Source organism: Demequina soli, assembly GCF_000971195.1.
In the GTDB taxonomy this organism is placed as follows: Bacteria; Actinomycetota; Actinomycetes; order Actinomycetales; family Demequinaceae; genus Demequina; species Demequina soli.
Map to the genome: position 1 here is coordinate 430,658 of NZ_BBLZ01000001.1, position 15,382 is coordinate 446,039.

A 15,382-nucleotide genomic window follows, 5' to 3' on the forward strand; every position below is an offset into this window, starting at 1 on the left:
TCCTACTTCTTGTACGGGACGCCCTCGGCGGCCGGCGGGCGCGAGTGCCCGACGAGGCCGGCGACGGCGAAGATAGTCGCGAGGTACGGGGTCATCGCGAGGAACTGCGACGGGATCGGCGAGCCGATCGCGCCGAGCTGGGCGCGCAGCGCGTCGGCGAAGCCGAAAAGCAGCGCGGCGGCGAGGGCGCCGCGCGGGCTCCAGCGGCCGAGGATCATCGCGGCGAGCGCGATGTAGCCCTTGCCCGCCGTCATCTCCTTGCCGAACGCGAGGCCGGACGCGACGGTGAAGAACGCGCCGCCGAGGCCGGCGATCGCGCCGCCGAGGACGGTGTTGCGCACGCGCGTGCGGTTGACGTTGATGCCCACGGTGTCGGCGGCCTTGGGGTGCTCGCCCACCGCGCGCACGCGCAGGCCCCACCGGGACCTGAAGAGCATCACCTGCATGACGGCGACCGCCACGTAGAGGAGGTAGACGAGCAGGTTCTGGTTGAACAGCACGGGGCCGAGCACCGGGATCTTCGACAGCAGCGGGATGGGCAGCTTCGCCATGCCGAGCGGCTGGTTGAGGTCCCCGTTCTCCGTCATCACCGTGGAGAAGAAGAAGCTCGTGAGGCCGACGATCAGCATGTTGAGCACCACGCCGACGACGATCTGGTTGACCCAGTACTTGGTGGCGAAGATCGCGAGCACGAGTCCCACGAGCGCGCCCGCGATCGGGGCCGCGATGAGGCCCACGTACGCGTTGCCCGCGATCGACCCGACGAGCGCGGCGAGGAACGCGCCGGCCAGCAGCTGCCCCTCGATGGCGATGTTGACGATGCCGGAGCGCTCGCACAGCGTGCCCGCGAGGGCGCCGAAGACCAGCGGCACCGCGAGGAACAGCGACGAGGTGAGCAGGCCGGTGAGCTGGATGCTCGTGGCGTCGCGGCCCGCGCCGGCCCACGTGAGCAGCGCGCCCATGATGGCCATGCCGTAGACGATCGGCAGCCACAGGCCCACCTTGCGGCGCTGGTTCGCGCGGTAGCCGGTCCAGCCGGCGAGGGCCAGGCCCACGAGCGACAGCACGATCGCGGCGACGCGCGAGGGCACCGTGAAGTCGGGCAGGTGGACGAAGTCGGTGCCGCGGGCCACCACGAAGGTGGTGGTCGACCCGGACCCGGTGCCCAGCCCGAAGATGACGAGGGACAGGACCGCGATCACCGCGAGGGCGATTGTCGAGCGCCAGGTCTTGGCGGCGACGGGCGCGGTGGAGGCCGCGGGGGCGGCGTCGGCGACGGTCGCGGTCATGCCGCCACCTCCTTCTCGTGGGCGGGGGCGGGCAGGCGGAACATCGCCCGCACGAGCGGGGGCGCCGCGATGAACAGCACGATGAGCGCCTGGATGACCACGACGATGTCGACGGGCAGGTTCGCGTTGACCTGGAGGGTCGGGCCGGAGGCCTGGAGCCCGCCGAACAGGATCGCCGCGAGGACGATGCCGAGCGGCCGGGAGCGGCCGAGCAGCGCCACCGTGATCGCGTCGAAGCCGAGCGAGCCGGCCGTCGAGGCCGACAGGAACTTCTGCGTCCCGAGCACCGGGGCGGAGCCGGCGAGGCCCGCGAGGCCACCGGCGATCACCATCGTGATGATGGTGGCGCTCGCGATGCTCATGCCGGCCGTGCGTGCCGCGCTCGGGTTGGCGCCCACGGCGCGCAGGCGGAAGCCGAGCGTCGAGCGCTCCATCAGCCACCACGCTCCCCACGCGCACGCGAGGGCGAGCAGGAAGCCCAGGTGCAGGTTGAACTGCGCGCCCAGGATCTTCGGGTACTGAGCCGTGTCGGCGACCATCGGCGAGATCGGGTTGTCGCTGCCCTCGCGCTGGAACGCGTCGAGCGACAGCAGCCACGCGACCAGGTAGAGGCCGATGTAGTTGAGCATGATCGTGACGATCACCTCGTGCGCGCCGGTGCGGGCCTTGAGGACGCCGGGGATGAAGCCCCACAGCGCGCCGCCGAGCGCGCAGCCGATGACCGCGAGCAGGAGGTGCAGGCCGGCCGGCAGGCTCCACGCGAAGCCGACGTACGCGCCGACGGTCGCGCCGATGAGGACCTGCCCCTGCGCACCGATGTTGAACAGGCCGGCGCGGAAGCCGATGCCGAGGCCCAGGCCCGCGAAGATCAGGGGCGTCGCCATGGTCAGGGTCTGCGTGAGCGGCTTGATCATGGCCGCGAACGACTCCGCCTGCGTGTTGAGCACCGCGCCGTTGAACATGGCCGAGTAGGCCGAGCCGAGCGCGTCGCCGATCGCGGAGAACGTGTCCCCGGGGCGCGAGAAGAAGTAGGCGGCGGACTCGCGGACCGCCTGGTCCGCGAAGATGATGAGGACGCCGCCGATGACCATCGACGCCACGATCGCCATGAGCACGACCATGCTCGAGCTCTCGGCGATCTCCCTCAGCACCTGCCGCGAGCGGCTCTCCCGGGGCGCCTCCTCGTCGGGCGTCGCCTCGGTGGTCTGACCCTCGGCGCTCACGCCGCCTCCTCCTGGTGCGCGCCGGCCATCATGAGGCCGAGCGTGTCGCGGTCGGTGTCGGGCGGCACGATGCCGACGATGCGCCCGTGGTACATGACGGCGATGCGGTCCGCGAGCGCGACCACCTCGTCGAGCTCGGCGCTCACGATGATGACCGCGGCGCCCGCGTCGCGCTCGGCGACGATGCGCTTGTGCACGAACTCGATGGAGCCCACGTCGAGGCCCCGCGTCGGGTTCGAGGCGATGAGCAGCTTGAGGGGGCGCGACAGCTCGCGCGCGAGCACCACCTTCTGCTGGTTGCCGCCCGACAAGGACCCGGCCGTCTGCTCGATGGACGTCGCGCGGACGTCGAACTGCTCGACGTGCTTGCGGGCCTCGTCGGCGATCGCCTTGGGCTGCAGCGCGAATCCCTTCGCGTACGGCGCCTTGTCGTGCGTGTCGAGCATGAGGTTGTTCGCGATCGTCATCGTCGCGACGATGCCGTCCTCGGTGCGGTCCTCGGGCACGAAACCGATGCCGCTGAAGAGCACGTCCTTGATCGAGCGGCCGGTGATGAGCTCGCCGTCGAGCGTCGCGGTGCCCGCATCCGTGCCGACCACGCCGAGCAGCGCCTCGGTGAGCTCGGTCTGGCCGTTGCCCTGGACGCCCGCGATCGCGAGGATCTCCCCCGCCTTGACGTCGAACGAGACGCCGTCGAGCTGGACCACCTGGGCGTCGTCGACGACGGTGAGCCCATCGACCTGGAGCATGGTCTCGCCGGGCGTCGCGGGGGCCTTGTCCACGCGCATCGTGACGGCGCGGCCGACCATGAGCGACGCGAGCTCCTCCTGCGAGGCGCTCGGCTCCGCGGTGCCGACGACCTTGCCGCGACGGATCACGGTGATGGTGTCCGCGACGGCCTTGACCTCGCGCAGCTTGTGGGTGATGAGGACCACGGACGTACCCGCGTCGCGCAGGTCCTTGACGATCCCGAGCAGCTCGTCGGTCTCCTGCGGCGTGAGCACGGCGGTGGGCTCGTCGAGGATGAGGATCGACGCGTCGCGGGAGAGTGCCTTGATGATCTCGACGCGCTGCTGCGCGCCGACGGGCAGGTCCTCGATCACCGCGTCGGGGTCGACGTTGAAGTTGAAGCGGTCCGAGATCTCGCGGACCTTCCGGCGCGCCGCGGCGAGGTCGAGCAGCTTCGCGGGCCCGCGCACGTCCTCGTGCCCGAGCATGACGTTCTCGGCGACCGTGAACGGGTGGACGAGCATGAAGTGCTGGTGCACCATGCCGATGCCCGCCGCCATCGCGTCGCCGGGGCCCGTGAAGACCACGGGCGCGTCGTCGAGCAGCACCTCGCCCTCGTCGGCGTCGTACAGCCCGAACAGCACGTTCATGAGCGTCGACTTGCCGGCACCGTTCTCGCCGAGCAGGGCGTGCACCGTGCCGGGCTCGACCAGCAGGTCGATCCGGTCGTTCGCGGTGAAGTCTCCGAAGCGCTTGGTGATACCGCGGAGCTCGAGTTTCACAGGGGGTCCTCCCACGTCTTTGCCCGGACCACACCGAGCCTACTAGCGCAGACAGCGAGGGGCGCGCCACGGGATCGACCCGCGACGCGCCCCCCGGAGCGGCTGCCTTACTTGGTGACGTCGACCGAGATCGAGCCGTCGATGATGCCGGCCTTGATGGTGTCGAGGTCCGCCACGACGTCGTCCGGGACGGCGCCCGCGGCGAAGTCGGCCAGGCCCACGCCCTCGTTCTCGAGCGTGCCCACGTAGGGCTCGGCCGAGAAGCCGGAGTCGATGGTGGTCTTGATGGTGTCGAACACCGAGTTCGAGATGTTCTTCAGGACCGAGGTGAGCACGATGTCGCCGTAGTCGGTGGTCTTCGTCCAGTCGGAGTCGACGCCGATGAGCCAGGCGTCGCCGGCCGACTGCACGGCCGCGGCGGCGCCGAGGCCGACCGGGCCCGCGACGGGCAGCACCACGTCGGCGCCCTGCGAGAGGAACTCCTCGGTGACGTTCTGACCCTTCGACTGGTCCTCGAAGTCGCCGGTGAACTGGCCGTCCTTGCCGTCCCAGCCGAGCACCTTGACGTCGCCGCCCTTCTGGGCGTTGTAGTAGTCGGCGCCGGCGAGGAAGCCGTTCATGAAGATCGTGACGGACGGGATGTTCATGCCGCCGAAGGTCGACAGGGTGCCGGTCTTGGTGGCGCCCGCGGCCGCGTAGCCCGCGAGGAACGAGGCCTCGTCGGTCTCGAACGTGATGGGCTTGATGTTCGGGGCGTCGGTCTTGCCGTCGTAGTTGTTGTCGGCGAGGTCGTCGATGATCGCGAACGAGACGTCCGGGTTGGCGATGGCCGCGTCGACCGTCGCCTGCGACAGGAGGAAGCCGACCGTGATGATGAGGTCGCAGCCCGCCGCGACCTGCGCGTCGATGTTCGGCGCGAAGTCCGCCTCGGAGGAGGACTCGGCCGACGCGATGGTCACGCCGAGCTCGTCGCCGGCACGCGTGAGGCCCTCGTAGCCCGACTGGTTGAACGACTTGTCGTCGAAGCCGCCCGAGTCGGAGACCATGCAGGCCTTGTAGTCGACGGAGGGGGCCGCAGCCGCGGTGGCGGTGTCGGACGAGGTGGTCTCCTCGGGCGCCGAGGCGCACGCGGCCAGCGCGAGCGCCGACACGGCGGCGACCGCACCCACACGGATGGTGTTCTTCATCAGGTGTTATCCCTTAGCTCTTGTGCCCGGCTGCCACCGGACGTGGGTCGTACGAGGTCATCGTACGAAGGCAATGTTACGAACAACGCCGTCCAGGCCTCGCCCACGCAACAATCCGGCAACGATTGCGCGTCAGGCGCCCTCGAGGGCGTGCGCGGCGTCCTTGACCCGCTGCGCGGAGGCGCGCACCGTCACCAGGATCGCCTCGTCGGACTCGACCACCACCGCATCGTCCACCCCCACGACCACGACGGGCTTGGTGCCGCCGACCACGAGCGGGCCGCGCGCCGCGACCGCGCCCACCGGCGCGGTGCGGCCGATCGAGACCGCGTCGGCGCCCGTGCCCGACAGCTCGGCGAGCGAGTCGAAGTCGCCGACGTCGTGCCACTCGAACGAGGCAGGCACCACCGCGACGCCACCCTCGGCGGCGACGGGCTCGGCGATCGCGTGGTCGATGGCGATGCGCGTGAGGGTGGGCCACACGCGGGCCAGCACCTCGGCGCGCGCGGGGCCGTCCCAGGCCGCCGCGATCTCGCGCACGCCCGCGGCGAGCGTCGGCTGGAGCCGGTCGAGGTGGCCGAGCAGCACGTCGGTGCGCACGACGAACATGCCGGCGTTCCACGCGTAGCCGCCGCGCGCGAGCATCGCGGCCGCGGTCTCCGCGTCGGGCTTCTCGGTGAACGCGGCGACCTCGCGGGCGTCGCCGGACAGGGCCCCACCCATCTCGATGTAGCCGAACGCGGTCGACGGCTCGGTCGGCTCGATGCCGATGACCACCACCTTGTCGTCCCGCGCCACCCGCGCGGCCTCGCGCACCACGGCCCGGAACGATGCGGCGTCGGGGATGAGGTGGTCGGCAGCGAAGGAGGCCATCACCTGGGATCCCCAGCGCTCCTCGATCAGCGCGGCGGCGAGCGCGATCGCGGCCATCGAGTCGCGCGGGCTGGGCTCGGTCACGAGGTTCTCGCGCGGCACGTCCACCTGCGCGGCGACCGCGTCGGCGTGGCGCTCCCCCGTCACGACGAGGACGCGCGTGCTCAGCGGCGCCACGCGCGCGACGGTGTCCTGGATCAGCGTCGCCCCGGTGCCGAGCAGGTCAAGCAGGAACTTCGGACGGTGCGGCTGCGACAGCGGCCACAGGCGGGAGCCGACGCCTCCGGCCGGGATCACGGTGACCAGATCCTCGACCGGGTCGGACGCGGGGGCGGGGTGGGTGTTCTCAGCCGTCATGGCGACCACACTAGGATGACCGTCAAGCCCGGAGAAGTGCTGATGAGGAGTCCTGTGTCCCCGACGACGTTGTACCGAGGCCACGAAGGCATGTGGATGTGGGTCGTCCATCGTGTCACCGGCGTGGCCATCTTCTTCTTCCTGTTGATCCACGTGCTCGACACGTCGCTCGTGCGCGTGTCGCCCGAGGCGTACAACGAGATCATCGGGTCCTACAAGACCCCGATCTACGGCCTCGTCGAGGCGGGTCTCGTCGCCGCGATCGTGCTGCACGCCTTCAACGGCCTGCGCATCGTGGCCGTCGACCACTCCACGTGGGCGCTGCGCCACCAGAAGCAGCTGGTCTGGGCCGTGTGGATCATCTTCGTGATCCTCATGGCCGGCTTCCTGCCGCGGCACCTCATGAACGTCTTCGGGGGTGCGTGATGACCGCCTCCTCCGAGTTCGTGCCCGGCCCCAAGATCAAGGAGCCGCGCGTCCGCTCCGGCCGCCTGCGTCCCGGCGCCGAGCAGTGGTCGTGGCGCTTCATGCGCATCTCGGGCCCGATCCTCGTGATCCTCATCCTCACGCACCTCTTCATCAACCTGGTGACGGGCGACGGCGTGAGCCAGATCGACTTCGCGTTCGTCGCGGGCAAGCTCGCCAAGCCGCTGTGGCAGTGGTGGGACTTCGCGATGCTCACGCTCGCGCTCCTGCACGGCGGCAACGGCATGCGCCTGCTCATCAACGACTACGCGCGCCGGCCGTGGCTCAAGAAGCTGCTCCACGGCGCCCTCGGCGTCGCGGTGATCGGCATCATCGTGCTGGGCTCGCTCGTCATCTGGACCTTCGACCCGTGCCCCACCGGCGCCGACCCGTCCCTCATCCCCAGCTTCTGCGAGGCCGTTTCATGACCCACCACGAGTACGACGTCGTCATCGTCGGCGCCGGCGGCGCCGGCATGCGCGCGGCCCTGGAGAGCTCCCAGCGCGCGCGCACCGCGGTGCTCACCAAGCTCTACCCCACCCGCTCCCACACGGGCGCGGCGCAGGGCGGCATGGCCGCCGCGCTCGCCAACGTCGAGGACGACAACGCCGAGTGGCACGTCTTCGACACCGTCAAGGGCGGCGACTACCTGGTCGACCAGGACGCGGCCGAGATCCTCTGCAACGAGGCCATCGACGCGGTGCTCGACCTCGAGAAGATGGGCCTGCCGTTCAACCGCACGCCCGACGGCAAGGTCGACCAGCGCCGCTTCGGCGGCCACACGCGCGAGCACGGCCAGGCGCCGGTGCGTCGCGCCTGCTACTCGGCCGACCGCACGGGCCACATGATCCTGCAGACGCTGTACCAGCAGTGCATCAAGCAGGAGGTCGAGTTCTTCAACGAGTACTACGTGCTCGACCTGATCCTCGACAAGGACCCGCAGGCGACCCCCGAGGGCGAGGACGTCACCGTCGCGGGCGTGGTCGCGCTGGAGCTGTCGACCGGCGAGATCCACACGTTCCGCGCCAAGTCCGTGATCTTCGCGACCGGCGGCGCCGGCAAGGTCTTCAAGACCACGTCGAACGCGCACACCCTCACGGGCGACGGCATGGGCATCGCGCTCAACGCGGGCCTGCCGCTCGAGGACATGGAGTTCTTCCAGTTCCACCCGACAGGCCTCGCGGGCCTGGGCATCCTCCTGTCGGAGGCGGCGCGCGGCGAGGGCGGCATCCTGCGCAACAGCGAGGGCGAGCGCTTCATGGAGCGCTACGCCCCCACCATCAAGGACCTCGCGCCGCGCGACATGGTCGCTCGCGCGATGGCCAGCGAGGTGCGCGAGGGACGCGGCGCCGGCCCCCACAAGGACTACGTGCTGCTCGACCTCACGCACCTCGAGCCGGCGCACATCGACGAGAAGCTGCCGGACATCACCGAGTTCGCGCGCACCTACCTGGGCGTCGAGCCGTACACCGAGCCGGTGCCCGTCTACCCGACCGCGCACTACGCGATGGGAGGCATCCCCACCACCGTCCAGGGCGAGGTGCTGCGCAACAACACCGACACCGTCAAGGGCCTCTACGCGGCTGGCGAGTGCGCGTGCGTGTCCGTCCACGGCGCCAACCGCCTGGGCACCAACTCCCTGCTCGACATCAACGTGTTCGGCCGCCGCGCCGGCATCGCCGCCGCGGACCACGCGAACGCGACCGCCGACGCCGCCGCCCTCCCGGACGATGCGGCGGCCCGGGTGGAGGGCATCGTCTCCCGCCTGCTGTCGACCGTCGGCACCACGGGCAGCGAGCGCGTGGCCGACGTGCGCAAGGCGCTGCAGGAGACCATGGACCGCAACGTCCAGGTGTTCCGCGACGCGGCCTCGCTCGAGGAGGCGACCGAGGTGATCGCGGAGCTGCGCGAGCGCTACGCGCGGGTCGCGATCCACGACCGCGGCAAGCGCTTCAACACGGACCTGCTCGAGGCGATCGAGCTGGGCTTCCTGCTCGAGATCGCCGAGGTCGTGGTGGCGGGCGCGCTGGCCCGCCAGGAGTCCCGCGGCGGCCACTACCGCGAGGACTTCCCCACGCGCGACGACGTCAACTTCATGCACCACACCATGGCCTACGCGACCGGCGAGGGTGTCCGACTGGGCGCCAAGCCGGTGGTGGTGACCAAGTACCAGCCCATGGAGAGGAAGTACTGACATGACCGCCACCGCCGAGTCCCCGGCAGCGGATGCCGTCGCCACCATGCGCGTCGAGATCCAGATCCTGCGCATGAACCCCGAGGGCACGCACGAGCGCGAGCCCGGCGAGGAGTACTGGGAGAGCTTCGTGGTCGAGGCGCTGCCGACCGACCGCGTGCTGGACGCCCTGCACAAGATCAAGTGGGACCAGGACGGCTCGCTCGCGTTCCGCCGCTCGTGCGCGCACGGCGTGTGCGGCTCGGACGCGATGCGCATCAACGCGCGCAACCGCCTCGCGTGCAAGACGCTGCTCAAGGACCTCAACCCGGCCCGCCCCATCAAGATCGAGCCGATCAAGGGCCTGCCGGTCGAGAAGGACCTGATCGTCGACATGGAGCCGTTCTTCGCCTCCTACCGCGAGATCATGCCGTTCCTCATGACCACCGGGAACGCGCCCGAGCGCGAGCGCCTGCAGTCCCCCGAGGAGCGCCACCGCTTCGACGACACCACGAAGTGCATCATGTGCGCCGCGTGCACCACGTCGTGCCCCGTGTTCTGGACCGACGGCCAGTACTTCGGCCCGCAGGCGATCGTGGGCGCCCACCGCTTCATCTTCGACTCGCGCGACGAGGGCCAGTGGGACCGCCTCGAGATCCTCAACGACAAGGCCGGCGTGTGGAAGTGCCGCACGGCCTTCAACTGCACCGAGGCGTGCCCGCGCGGCATCGAGGTCACCAAGGCGATCTCCGAGGTCAAGAGGGCGCTCACGACCGGCGAGATCTAGCCTTCCCGATCGCGTCCCCACCGGCCCGCGCACCTGTTCGCAACCGCCGTATGGGCCGACGCCCACCGAGCGGGACCAGGCACGATGCGGTCCCAACGGCCGCTTGTACGGCGGTTGCGACCGCGCGGGAGGGCGGTCAGTCGTCGGCCTCGGGGTTGCGCACCGCGACCCGCGTGGTGGTGATCGGCGTGGCGCCCCGTCGCGGCCCCTCGAGGATCAGCGTGGGCGGCTCGACGCTCTCAGGGTGGATCTGACCCTCGTGGTGCTCGCGGTGATGCGCCCCGAGCCATGCGGCGCACATGAGGATGATCCGGTTGACGTAGTCGACGAAGACGAGCAGCGTGATGATCGCCGCGAACGGCGCGAGCACCGGGCTGTCGACGGCCCCCTGCACCACGAGCGAGACCGCCAGGCGCAGCACGCCGATGGCGAGCGCCGCGAGCAGGATCACCCAGAAGACGCGCCATGACATCCGCGCGCCGCCCAGCAGCATGAGCACGAGCGCGACGTAGAGCATGTCCGCGACCACGCCCGCGAGGTAGCCGATGAGGCGGATCTCCCACGCGGGCACGGTGACGCCCACCGCGTCGGCGATGGTGCGCGCCGCGCCCGACGCGACCACCTGGATGGTGACGCCGACGAGCGCGATGAGCAGCAGCGCGAACAGCCCGCCCACGTCGCGCACCTTGCCCAGCACCGGCGAGGCGACCTCGTTGCCGAGCATGGTGCGCGTGGAGGTGCGCAGCCCGCGGATGAACTTGGTGGCGCTGTTGATGAGGATGACGAACGAGATCACGCCGATGATGCCCGCGACCGAGGTGGCGCTGCCGGAGCCCAGGTCGTCGGGCTTGATGATCCCGTTCTGCCCGTTCTCCGCGATGAGGCCGGGGACCGCGGTCGCGAGGTAGTCGACCAGCGACTGGCGCAGCTCGTCGTTGCCGGCGAGGAAGACGGTCGCGAGCGTGGTCGCGACGACGAGCCCCGCCGCCACCGACGCGAGCGTGAAGTACGCGATGCCGGCGGACAGCACGGCGCCGTTCTGCACGGAGAAGCGCTTGATGCCCCTGCCCCACGACGACCCGTCCCACCACAGCTTGAGGCCCTTGCCCCGCTCGACCGCGTCGACGGCCTTCGCCTTGACGTCGTCGGTGGTCATGGTTCTCCTCGGGCGGGTCAGCGGTGCAGACGGGGCAGCAGCCCCAGCCTGTCGTAGATCCGGTCGAGCGTCGACTGGGCGATCGCCGAGGCCTTCGCCGCGCCGTCCGCGAGGACCGCGTCGAGCCGGTCGGGCGAGTCGATCCACTCCATCGCGGCGTCGTGGAACGGCGTGAGGTAGTTCACCACCACCTCGGCGAGGTCCACCTTGAGGTGGCCGTACATCTTGCCCTCGTAGTCCGCGACGAGCGTCTCGACCGACTGCCCCGACAGCGCCGAGTAGATGGTGAGCAGGTTCGACACGCCCGGCTTGTCCTCGCGGTCGAAGCGGATCACGGTGTCGAGATCCGTCACCGCGGACTTCACATGCTTGGCGACCTTCTTCGGGTCGTCGAGCATCTCGATGATGCCCTTGGGGTTGCCCGTGGACTTCGACATCTTCTTGGTCGGGTCCTGCAGGTCGTAGATCTTGGCCGTCTCCTTGACGATGTGCGGCTCCGGCACCACCACGGTGCCCTCGCCCAGGCGCGCGTTGAGGCGCTCGGCGAGGTTGCGGGACAGCTCGAGGTGCTGGCGCTGGTCCTCCCCCACCGGCACGACGTCGGTGTCGTACAGGAGGATGTCCGCCGCCATGAGGATCGGGTACGTGAACAGGCCGACGTTCGCGCCCGACTCGCCGGTCTTCTGCGCCTTGTCCTTGAACTGCGTCATGCGCGACGCCTCGCCCATGCCCGTGAACGTGGAGAGCACCCACGCGAGCTCGGCGTGCTGCGGCACGTGCGACTGCACGAAGCACAGCGAGCGGTCGGGGTCGACGCCCGCGGCGAGGTACTGGGCGGCGGTGCGGCGCGTGCGCGCGCGCAGCAGCACGGGGTCGGGCGCCTGCGTGAGGGCGTGCAGGTCGACCACCGAGTAGATCGCGTCGTGGGTGTCCTGGAGCTTCACCCACTCGACCAGCGCGCCCAGGTAGTTGCCGAGGTGCAGAGAGTCTGAGGTGGGCTGCATGCCCGAGAAGACGCGCGTCATGGGCCCATTGTTGCAAAGCCGGGCCGGTGCTTCCGACGCGGACGGGGGACGATGCGTCAGGTGGCCTCGGCGTCGAACGGCGCCTGGCCGGGGGGCGCCTCGGTGAGGCGACGAACCGCCGCCGCCCTGGTGGGCGGCGACGGCTCGTTGAGCGCCTCGCGGACGATGCGGCGCGGGTCGTACTGACGGGGGTCGAGCTGGTTCCAGTCGACCTCGTCACCGACCTCGTTCTTGATCGCGGCCTTGCCCTCCTGGAGCATGTCGCGTCCGCGCACGACGAGGGAGCGAAGCTGCTTCGCGTACTCCGGCATCCTCTCGGGCCCGATCACGATCACCGCGACGAGCACGAGGATGAGGAACTCCCCGCCGTTGATATCGAACATGTGCCTATTGTGACGGCTGCGGAAGGATGCCGCCGCCAGTGCCGTTCTGGTCCTGCTGACCCGAGTCGCCGAAGTTGACGTCCGTGTTGGGCACGAGCGTGACGGAGATGTCCTGCTCCTTGTTGTCACGCTTGACGGTGAGGGTCACCGTGTCGTTCGGCGCCTTGGCCCGGATCGCCACGATCAGCTCGTCGGCGCGGGTGATGGGGCGTCCGTCGATCGCGGTGATGATGTCGCCGGCCTTGATGCCGGCCTCGGCGGCCGGGCCGCCGGAGACGACCGCGTTCGGCGTGGTCGCGACCTGCACGCCCTCGCCCGTGTACGAGCTGTCGAGCTGGACGCCGATGACGGGGTAGGTCGCGGTGCCGGTCGCGATGAGCTCCTCGGCGGTGCGGCGCGCCTGGTTCGACGTGATCGCGAAGCCGAGGCCCACCGAGCCGGACTGCGACGACGACGAGCCGCCCAGCGTGGCGATCGCCGAGTTGATGCCGATCACCTCGCCCTTCGAGTTGATGAGCGGGCCGCCCGAGTTGCCGGGGTTGATCGCGGCGTCGGTCTGGATCGCGTCGATGTAGGCGCTCGAGCCGGTGTCGCCCGCGGTGACGGGGCGGTGCAGCGCGGACACGATGCCGGTGGTGACGGTGGACTCGAGGCCCAGGGGCGAGCCGACCGCGATGACGTCGTCGCCGACGACGAGCTTGTCGGAGTCGCCCAGCACCAGCGGCGTCAGGCCGGTCTTGTCGATCTTCACGACAGCGAGGTCGTAGTCGGCGGTGGCGCCGACGACCTTGCCCTGGTACTCGGTGCCGTCGCTCATCACCACGGTGACGGTGTCGTTGTCCGAGCCGTCGACCACGTGGTTGTTGGTGAGGATGTAGCCGTCCTCGCGGATGATGAAGCCCGAGCCCTCGGCGGCCTCCTGGCCGTTCTGGATGTTCTCGATGGACACCACCGACGGCATGACGGCGGACGCGATCGCCGCGACCGTGTTCTCGTCGGTGCGGGAGATGGTGGAGCTGCTCTCGGTGGGCAGCGTCGACGTGGTCGAGCCGCCGCCGGACGACGACGTCGCCGAGTCGGTGCTCACCTGGTCGTAGGCCCACGCGCCGCCGAAGCCGGCGACGCCGCCGACGAGCAGCGCGCCGACCGCGATCGCGGCGATCGTCCCGCGACGCAGGCGACCCGGCTGCGGGGACGAGGAGGCGGGAGGCGCATCGGCCGGGGGCTCGGCGGGCGGCACGAACGAGGCACCGGGCTGCGTGTCCGAGGCCGGCTGCGCGGCCGGCGCCGCGGGCGAGATCGCCGGCGGGAGCTCCATCGTGTCGTTGGTGGCGGGCGCGTCGGCGGGCGGCATGGTCTCGGTCGGCGCGTCGGGCTCGCTCTGGTGCACCCGGACGGTCGACGCCGTGTCGTTGGCAGTCGGCTCGGACGAGGAGCCTGACGGGTCACGCGGCGGCGCGAAGGGGTTGTCGTTCATCGGGTCTCTTCCCTGGGGCTAGTGGCCGGTCAGCGCGTCGGAGAAGACGGCGAACCCTGCCATGACTTGGTCGACGGGGCCTGCCTCGCCGTCCTGGGGGAATGCGGCCGCCACGTCCTCGAGCGTCTGCACCGAGCAGTCGCACGAGACGAGGACCACGACATCGCCCGCCTGCCAGACGAGGCTGATCGGGTCGGTGGCGGCCACGTACGCGTCGAGATCGCCCACGGTGATCACGGGCAGCCTTGCCGCCAGATCACGCGCGAGCCGTCCCTGCTGCTCGTGCACGAGCACGGGCTCGGCGTCGGAGAGCAGGGTGTAGTCGAGCACGCGAGCACCGTTCGATGTCTCGCGCACCGCGGCCTCGACAGGGGCGAATCCACTCGACTGCCAATCCGGGTGGATCCAGCCGCCCGTCTGGTCCCAGGCACGCATCGTGCTGGAGTCCATCCGGGAGACGCTGAGGAGCCCGGACTCGGAGGAGGCCGCGAGCCCGGGGTCGATGTCGTCGGGTGCGCCCGCCACGTAGGCGGCGCCGATCACGGCGACGAGGACGAGGGTGAGGGACAGCGTGATGAGGACCGGGCGACGGTCGCGGCCGCGGGCCGCGCGCGCGTGACGGCGCGTCTCCTGCTGCGCGATCCGCTCCATCCGCTCGCGGTCGAGCAGCAGGCGCGCGAACGTCATGTCGATTCCGGCCTCGGACGAGTTGAGCGCCTCGCGCGCGGCGCGCAGCTCGTCCCAGCGGACCGTGCACCCCTCGCATCCCTCGAGATGCGCCATCGCCTCGGCGGTCGCCTCACGCGAGAGGCGATGGTCGAGCAGATCGTGGATCCGGTCGCCGAGGTGCCGATCGGTCACGCGCCGCTCCTCACGGGCGCGCGGTGCGCGAGCGACTCGCGGAGCCGGGCGCGGGCGCGTGACAGGCGCGAGCGGACCGTGCCCATCTTGATGCCGAGCGTCGCGGCGATCTCCTCGTAGGACAGGCCCTCGATGTCGCTGAGCACCACGGCGGCGCGGTACTCCGGCGGCAGGTCGGCGAGCGCCGCGATGATGTCGTCGCCCAGGTTGGACATGTCGAACGCGTCCTCGGGCTGGCCCGAGCGCTCGTGGCGGTCGAAGCTGTCCGCGGTGGCGACGGCCGCGTCGTCGTCGGCCATGAAGTCGAAGCGGATGCGCTTCTTGCGGCGCATGCGGTCGAGGAACAGGTTCGTGGTGATGCGGTGCAGCCAGCCCTCGAAGGTGCCGGGCTTGTACTGCGACAGCGAGTTGAAGACGCGGACGAAGACGTCCTGCGTCAGGTCCTCGGCATCGTGCTGGTTGCCGGTGAGGTGGTAGGCGAGGCGGTAGACGCGCGCCGAGTGGTTCTCGACGATGCTCTCCCACGTCAGCTCTGGCGCACCGGCAGGAGCGATCTCCGCGGCCGGGACTGCGGTCTCGGTCATGGTGCTGCCCTCCTCGATCACGTCGTGTCAA

The 15,382-nt window shown here is 70.5% G+C and carries 15 protein-coding genes; 4 read left to right on the plus strand and 11 right to left on the minus strand.

The annotated features are described in order from the left end of the window. Positions 1 to 2 precede the first annotated feature (2 nt). The 5 genes from AOM04_RS02025 to AOM04_RS02045 all read right to left on the minus strand — a co-directional run bounded on the left by AOM04_RS02025 (position 3) and on the right by AOM04_RS02045 (position 6,440). The gene (locus tag AOM04_RS02025) at positions 3 to 1,289 is read right to left on the minus strand and encodes an ABC transporter permease (RefSeq protein WP_062461486.1); all 1,287 of its coding nucleotides are present in this window, start codon (positions 1,287 to 1,289) and stop codon (positions 3 to 5) included. Further along, positions 1,286 to 2,512: an ABC transporter permease gene (locus AOM04_RS02030; RefSeq protein WP_062461490.1), complete on the minus strand. Its 1,227-nt coding sequence runs from the start codon at positions 2,510 to 2,512 to the stop codon at positions 1,286 to 1,288. The genes AOM04_RS02025 and AOM04_RS02030 overlap by 4 nt, the downstream gene beginning before the upstream one ends. After that, a complete protein-coding gene (locus AOM04_RS02035) occupies positions 2,509 to 4,023 on the minus strand; it encodes an ABC transporter ATP-binding protein (protein WP_062461493.1) in 1,515 nt (504 codons plus the stop codon). Before AOM04_RS02035 ends, AOM04_RS02030 begins: the two co-directional genes overlap by 4 nt. A gap of 107 nt (positions 4,024 to 4,130) precedes the next feature. Beyond that, positions 4,131 to 5,210: a BMP family lipoprotein gene (locus tag AOM04_RS02040; RefSeq protein ID WP_062461495.1), complete on the minus strand. Its 1,080-nt coding sequence runs from the start codon at positions 5,208 to 5,210 to the stop codon at positions 4,131 to 4,133. 132 nt (positions 5,211 to 5,342) lie between these two features. After that, a complete protein-coding gene (locus AOM04_RS02045; protein ID WP_062462328.1) occupies positions 5,343 to 6,440 on the minus strand; it encodes a mannose-1-phosphate guanylyltransferase in 1,098 nt (365 codons plus the stop codon). Positions 6,441 to 6,530: 90 nt separating this feature from the next. On the opposite strand from AOM04_RS02045, the gene sdhC reads away from it, so the two are divergent. Genes sdhC through AOM04_RS02065 form a run of 4 tightly spaced genes read left to right on the plus strand, consistent with a single transcriptional unit; the run spans position 6,531 to position 9,865 of the window. Next, positions 6,531 to 6,866: a succinate dehydrogenase, cytochrome b556 subunit gene (sdhC, locus tag AOM04_RS02050; protein ID WP_062461498.1), complete on the plus strand. Its 336-nt coding sequence runs from the start codon at positions 6,531 to 6,533 to the stop codon at positions 6,864 to 6,866. After that, the gene (locus tag AOM04_RS02055) at positions 6,866 to 7,333 is read left to right on the plus strand and encodes a succinate dehydrogenase hydrophobic membrane anchor subunit (protein WP_062461501.1); all 468 of its coding nucleotides are present in this window, start codon (positions 6,866 to 6,868) and stop codon (positions 7,331 to 7,333) included. The genes sdhC and AOM04_RS02055 overlap by 1 nt, the downstream gene beginning before the upstream one ends. Then, positions 7,330 to 9,099 carry a succinate dehydrogenase flavoprotein subunit gene (gene sdhA, locus AOM04_RS02060; RefSeq protein WP_062461505.1) on the plus strand — a complete coding sequence of 590 codons (1,770 nt, stop codon included), beginning with the start codon at positions 7,330 to 7,332 and terminating at the stop codon, positions 9,097 to 9,099. Before AOM04_RS02055 ends, sdhA begins: the two co-directional genes overlap by 4 nt. Before the next feature lies 1 nt (position 9,100). Continuing rightward, on the plus strand, positions 9,101 to 9,865 hold the full coding sequence (locus tag AOM04_RS02065) for a succinate dehydrogenase iron-sulfur subunit (RefSeq protein WP_062461508.1): 765 nt from the start codon (positions 9,101 to 9,103) through the stop codon (positions 9,863 to 9,865). Positions 9,866 to 10,001: 136 nt separating this feature from the next. Here AOM04_RS02065 and AOM04_RS02070 read toward each other — a convergent pair whose 3' ends face one another. Genes AOM04_RS02070 through sigE form a run of 6 tightly spaced genes read right to left on the minus strand, consistent with a single transcriptional unit; the run spans position 10,002 to position 15,351 of the window. Continuing rightward, positions 10,002 to 11,021 (minus strand): YihY/virulence factor BrkB family protein, encoded by a 1,020-nt coding sequence (locus AOM04_RS02070; RefSeq protein WP_062461511.1) that lies wholly within the window; start codon positions 11,019 to 11,021, stop codon positions 10,002 to 10,004. Positions 11,022 to 11,038: 17 nt separating this feature from the next. Next, positions 11,039 to 12,046, minus strand: a complete 1,008-nt coding sequence (trpS, locus tag AOM04_RS02075; protein ID WP_062461514.1) for a tryptophan--tRNA ligase — start codon at positions 12,044 to 12,046, stop codon at positions 11,039 to 11,041. 56 nt (positions 12,047 to 12,102) lie between these two features. Then, on the minus strand, positions 12,103 to 12,429 hold the full coding sequence (locus AOM04_RS02080) for a twin-arginine translocase TatA/TatE family subunit (RefSeq protein ID WP_062461517.1): 327 nt from the start codon (positions 12,427 to 12,429) through the stop codon (positions 12,103 to 12,105). A gap of 4 nt (positions 12,430 to 12,433) precedes the next feature. Then, the gene (locus AOM04_RS02085; protein WP_062461520.1) at positions 12,434 to 13,906 is read right to left on the minus strand and encodes a S1C family serine protease; all 1,473 of its coding nucleotides are present in this window, start codon (positions 13,904 to 13,906) and stop codon (positions 12,434 to 12,436) included. 18 nt (positions 13,907 to 13,924) lie between these two features. Further along, positions 13,925 to 14,767 carry an anti-sigma factor family protein gene (locus AOM04_RS02090; RefSeq protein ID WP_062461523.1) on the minus strand — a complete coding sequence of 281 codons (843 nt, stop codon included), beginning with the start codon at positions 14,765 to 14,767 and terminating at the stop codon, positions 13,925 to 13,927. Beyond that, on the minus strand, positions 14,764 to 15,351 hold the full coding sequence (gene sigE / locus AOM04_RS02095; RefSeq protein WP_062462331.1) for an RNA polymerase sigma factor SigE: 588 nt from the start codon (positions 15,349 to 15,351) through the stop codon (positions 14,764 to 14,766). Before sigE ends, AOM04_RS02090 begins: the two co-directional genes overlap by 4 nt. Positions 15,352 to 15,382: the final 31 nt, after the last annotated feature.

Coding starts and splice junctions, on each gene's coding strand:
- AOM04_RS02025 (WP_062461486.1), bottom strand. CDS start 1,289: ATGACCGCGACCGTCGCCGACGCCGCCCCCGCGGCCTCCACCGCGCCC.
- AOM04_RS02040 (WP_062461495.1), bottom strand. CDS start 5,210: ATGAAGAACACCATCCGTGTGGGTGCGGTCGCCGCCGTGTCGGCGCTC.
- AOM04_RS02045 (WP_062462328.1), bottom strand. CDS start 6,440: ATGACGGCTGAGAACACCCACCCCGCCCCCGCGTCCGACCCGGTCGAG.
- sdhC (WP_062461498.1), top strand. CDS start 6,531: ATGTGGATGTGGGTCGTCCATCGTGTCACCGGCGTGGCCATCTTCTTC.
- AOM04_RS02055 (WP_062461501.1), top strand. CDS start 6,866: ATGACCGCCTCCTCCGAGTTCGTGCCCGGCCCCAAGATCAAGGAGCCG.
- sdhA (WP_062461505.1), top strand. CDS start 7,330: ATGACCCACCACGAGTACGACGTCGTCATCGTCGGCGCCGGCGGCGCC.
- AOM04_RS02065 (WP_062461508.1), top strand. CDS start 9,101: ATGACCGCCACCGCCGAGTCCCCGGCAGCGGATGCCGTCGCCACCATG.
- AOM04_RS02070 (WP_062461511.1), bottom strand. CDS start 11,021: ATGACCACCGACGACGTCAAGGCGAAGGCCGTCGACGCGGTCGAGCGG.
- trpS (WP_062461514.1), bottom strand. CDS start 12,046: ATGACGCGCGTCTTCTCGGGCATGCAGCCCACCTCAGACTCTCTGCAC.
- AOM04_RS02080 (WP_062461517.1), bottom strand. CDS start 12,429: ATGTTCGATATCAACGGCGGGGAGTTCCTCATCCTCGTGCTCGTCGCG.
- AOM04_RS02085 (WP_062461520.1), bottom strand. CDS start 13,906: ATGAACGACAACCCCTTCGCGCCGCCGCGTGACCCGTCAGGCTCCTCG.
- sigE (WP_062462331.1), bottom strand. CDS start 15,351: ATGACCGAGACCGCAGTCCCGGCCGCGGAGATCGCTCCTGCCGGTGCG.